Annotated in this window: 4 protein-coding genes; 1 reads left to right on the top strand and 3 read right to left on the bottom strand. The window is 73.9% G+C overall.

Features of this window, described 5'->3' with window-relative positions; genetic code table 11:
- On the bottom strand, nucleotides 1-1,096 hold a 1,096-nt coding region (locus tag ROTAS13_RS20525), incomplete at its 3' end, for a DUF808 domain-containing protein (RefSeq protein ID WP_083755645.1).
- Nucleotides 1,097-1,162: 66 nt separating this feature from the next.
- On the bottom strand, nucleotides 1,163-1,714 hold the full coding sequence (locus ROTAS13_RS20520) for an MOSC domain-containing protein (RefSeq protein ID WP_019460210.1): 552 nt from the start codon (nucleotides 1,712-1,714) through the stop codon (nucleotides 1,163-1,165).
- Between the two features lie 191 nt (nucleotides 1,715-1,905).
- On the opposite strand from ROTAS13_RS20520, the gene ROTAS13_RS20515 reads away from it, so the two are divergent.
- Nucleotides 1,906-2,127 carry a DUF4170 domain-containing protein gene (locus ROTAS13_RS20515; RefSeq protein ID WP_019460209.1) on the top strand — a complete coding sequence of 74 codons (222 nt, stop codon included), beginning with the start codon at nucleotides 1,906-1,908 and terminating at the stop codon, nucleotides 2,125-2,127.
- A 48-nt stretch (nucleotides 2,128-2,175) separates the two neighbouring features.
- On the opposite strand, the gene ROTAS13_RS20510 is transcribed toward ROTAS13_RS20515, so the two are convergent.
- A partial coding sequence (locus tag ROTAS13_RS20510; protein WP_075823260.1) for an SLBB domain-containing protein occupies nucleotides 2,176-4,039 on the bottom strand: 1,864 nt, incomplete at its 5' end.

Here is a 4,039-nt window from a genome sequence, read left to right as displayed (position 1 = left end):
GGTATTCGGCGAAGGGGATCAGCAGGCTGCCCACCGCCAGCCCCAGCAGGCCGGACAATGCGGCCGTGACCATCCACGAGGCGGCGGCGGCCGTGACGGCGGGCACCAGCGCGGCGACGGCATGGGCGGCGGCCTCCACCCAGTGCTCCGGCAGCGCCAGGCCGAAGGTCTCCATCCCGTGCAGCAGGATGCCGCCGCCGACCCAGAGCATGGCGGCGGTGCCGACGATGCCGAGCAGCCGCAGGAAGGGCGGCATCCCCCGCACCAGCCCCCGCCCGATCGCCTGTGTCACCGGCGCCAGGGCATGGTCGGCACCGGAGGGCTCCCGTGTCTCCGGCAGCCGCCGCAGCCCGAGCAGGCTGGTGACCGGGCGCGGATTGGCCGCCAGCGCCACGCCCACGTCGTCCGCCTTCACGATCAGCGCCACGCCACCATAGACCAGCGCCGTGAGCCCCAGCCCCACCACCGCCAGGATCGCCGCCTGCGCCACCACGGAATCCGTGGTGAGGGAGGCCAGGGTCAGCGCCATGATCTCGGCGGAGAGGATGAAGTCCGTCTGGATCGCGCTGCGGACGCGCGCATCCTCGTGCCGCTTCGCCGCGGCCACGCCACTGGCCGCCGGCGCCCCGGGGGACAGTGGCGTGGCCGGGGATCCGGCCGGCGGAGCTGCGTTCCCGGGGGGCGGATTCCCGGGTGCGGGATGCCCGGGCACCGGCTCGTGCCCCTCCTCGCCAGGCGGCGGGTGGATGGCGTGCCAGACCTTCTCGGCGCCCTCGTAGCAGAGATAGGCGCCGCCCAGCATCAGCAGCACGGAGATGCTCCAGGGCGCCACGAAGCTCAGCACCAGGGCCAGCGGCAGCAGGTAGAGCAGCTTGTTCTTCACCGAGCCGACGGCGATCTTCCACACGATCGGCAGTTCGCGCGAGGCCGCGAAGCCCGTCACGTAGCGCGGCGTCACCGCCGCATCGTCCACCACCACCCCAGCCGCCTTGACCCCGGCCCGCGCCGCCTGGGCCGAGATATCGTCCAGCGAGGCGGCCGACATCCTGGCCAGCCCGGCGATGTCGTCCAGCAGCGCCAGCAAACCCGTGCTCACATCCGGTCCTTCCGTATGTCCGGCGGCGTTTCGGGCCGCTTCCCTGGCCGCCGTCCCTGGAACACCCTAACCGGCCAGGACCGGCGGGGATGCGCCCGCGCCGCCGGGACCGGGATCGTCCGCGCCGTCCAGCCGCAGGATGGCCCCGCCCAGCGCCACCTCCCCGGCCCGCAGCACGCGCGCGGTGATGCCGCCATGGCCGCGCACGGCGTTGTAGCCGCCGGGGCCCAGCACCTCCTCCATGCGGGAACAGGGATGGCACTCCCCCGTCATCTCCAGCACCGCCGTGCCGAGCCGGAAGCGCCGCCCCTTCAGCGCCAGCAGGTTGATCCCCGCGGTGACGACGTTGCGGCGCAGCTCCTCCGGCGCCACCCGCTCCCGTCCCAGGAAGGCGGCGATGGCCGCCAGGTGCTCCGCCTGGATCAGCGTGACCTGCCGCGCCCGGCTCTGCCGGTTGCGGTAGTGGTCCCCCGCCAGCCCGCCTTCCGGTTCCATCCCGGCCAGAAGCACCGGGCGCAGCACGGCGCGCCGGGCCGGGCGTAGGCCGATCCATTCCACCCGGCCCGGCCGCATTGGCGCATCGAAGAGTCGGGACAGGGTGGAGGCGGGGTTCAGCATCGGCGACGATGCTGAAGCCGCTGCCCGGCCGGGGATCAAGGGCGCGCGGGATTTCGTCAGCCCTTCTGACGGCATCCTGATCAGGACATGGCTGATTCCGCCAATCAGACGGTCGCAGGGCGGCGATCGGGACTGCCCTTCGGCGGTGCTCCGGCCTAGATATGCCGCACCGCGATAATCCGGAGGCTCTCATGGCAGACAAGAAGCTCTATTTCGTCTGGGGCGGCGTCTTCACCGATCCGAACTGGCAGGAACTCGAGCCCGGCACCGAGGAGTGCTACGGTCCCTACCACGACGCCCAGCAGGCCGAGCGCATCTGGAACGAGAAGGCCCGCCGCAACATCGACATCGCCGCGCACCGGCTCTTCGTGCTGTCGGTGGACCGCCCTGGCGCCTCCGCCCTGGCGGCCTGACCGGCCGGCTTCCAGGAAGAGGGCGCGGCGGGGCTGGCCCCGCCCGGCCTACCGGGCCTGCCGCGAGATCACGGCCAGGGCGGCGGCGCTGACGCTCACCTGGCCCAGGACCTGCGTGATGTCGCGGATGAAGCCCCAGGTCTCGTAGGGGCTGGGGTCCTGCGGCACCACCACGAGGCTGCCCGGCGGCACCGGCGGCCCGCCGCCCTGCCAGGAGCCGATGCCCGCCGGCACGGACTGCCCGTTCGGCAGCACCACGAAGGCGCGGCCGGCATCGGCGAAACGCTGCTCGCCCCCCGCCGCGCGGACATAGTCCACTGCCTTCTTTCCGGTGGTGAACTGCATGCTGCCCGGGTTCAGCACCGCGCCCACCACCGTCACCTCGTTCGGTCGCTTCGGGATGGCGATCAGGTCGCCCGGCTCCAGCAGCGTGTCCAGCTCCGGCCGGGCCGCGAGGATCGCCGGGTTGGCCTCCACCGACATGCGCCCTGCCGCCTTGGCCTCGCGCAGCGCGGAGGCCATCTGCCGCCCGGCGGTGATGGCGCCGCCGAGGTCGCCGCTGGCCCGGCTGCCCGCCACCGCCTGCCCCGCCGCGACCTGGAGCAGGCTGGATTCCAGCTCCCGCGCCGTGCGCTCGAAGCCGTCCTGCTGCCGCACCCGGACGCTTTCGCGCGTGAAGACGGTGCCATAGGGATAGGCCTGCGGCGTCAGCCCTCCGGCGCGGCCGATCAGCTCCGACAGCCGCTCGCCCCGCCGGATGTCATAGGTGCCGGGCCGCACGAACTCCCCCACCAGCGTCACCGAGCCGATCTCCCGGTCGCCGAAGCCGCGCGGGATGCGGATGCCGTCGCGCGGCGACAGGCGCACGGCGGCGAAGTTGCGCGAGCGCAGGTCGAGCCGCAGCCGGGTCAGCGGCACGGCCCCGGCCTGGTCCAGCGGCTCACGCGAGAATTCCACGGCGGCGAGGTCCGCCGTCTCCCCCACATCCCCCGCCGCCGCCAGCACCTGGTCCAGCCCGGTATCCTCCAGCACGGGATAGAGGCCGGGCAGTCCCACCTCCCCGCCCAGCAGCACGCTCTGGTCCAGCAGGAAGGGCAGCAGGGTGGGATAGTCGATGAAGACCTGCGGGCAGGGCGGGTTGCCCAGGTCCGGGAAGCCCGCGCCGCGCGCATGGGCATAGCGCATCGGGCTGCCCTTCGCCGCCACGGCCAGGGATTGCAGCGCCGGGCAATCCGGCTGCGCCGGCACCGAGGCGGGCAGCCCGGCGGAAACGGCGGTGTTGGCGGTGGGGCCGCCATCGGGCGGGCGCTGGGCGGTGCCGGCCGAGACCGTGACCGGCACCAGCAGGGGGGTCGGCATCTCGCCGCGCAGGGCGCGCTGCACCGGGGGCGAGGAGAGCCAGAGGATGTCGCTCTGCGCCAGGATGATCACCTCGTCGGCTTCGGCGAGGGACAGGTTGGCCTGCCCCTGCAGCACCCGGCCCAGGTCGAAGCCGACGAAGCGCCGCACCCGCGTCCGCGGGTCCACCCGCCAGACCACGCCCAGGCGCACATAGGGATCGGGCCTGATCTGCCGCGCATCGGCCAGGAGCTGGCGCAGCGAGAAGCCCGCCTTGCCGTAGCCTCCGCCCGCCGAGCGCATCACCGGCACCGCCACATGCCCGGCCAGCCGCAGCGCGTTGGCGGAAACGTCCGCCCCCGGCTGCACCAGCACCGCGTCGCCCCGGCGCAAGGGCGCGGCGGGGGCGATCTCGGCATAGGCCCGCCGCCCCCCGGCATCCGTGCCCTGGAGCAGGAAGCGGTTGCCGGAAGGGCGCAGCGCCTCCCCCGCCAGACGCAGCACGAGGGCCAGCGGCTGCTGCGCTGCGCCGGGCGGCAGCTCGTAGATGCCGGGGCGCGTCACCTCCCCCGCC

It is taken from the genome of Roseomonas sp. TAS13, from assembly GCF_001950415.1.
In the GTDB taxonomy this organism is placed as follows: Bacteria; Pseudomonadota; Alphaproteobacteria; order Acetobacterales; family Acetobacteraceae; genus Roseomonas; species Roseomonas mucosa.
Note: the sequence above shows the minus strand (reverse complement) of the source record. Positions and strands in the feature narration are given on the sequence as shown.

Bases quoted from the DNA above. Each gene is read 5' to 3' on its own strand.
- ROTAS13_RS20520 (WP_019460210.1), bottom strand. From the start codon at position 1,714: ATGCTGAACCCCGCCTCCACCCTGTCCCGACTCTTCGATGCGCCAATG.
- ROTAS13_RS20515 (WP_019460209.1), top strand. From the start codon at position 1,906: ATGGCAGACAAGAAGCTCTATTTCGTCTGGGGCGGCGTCTTCACCGAT.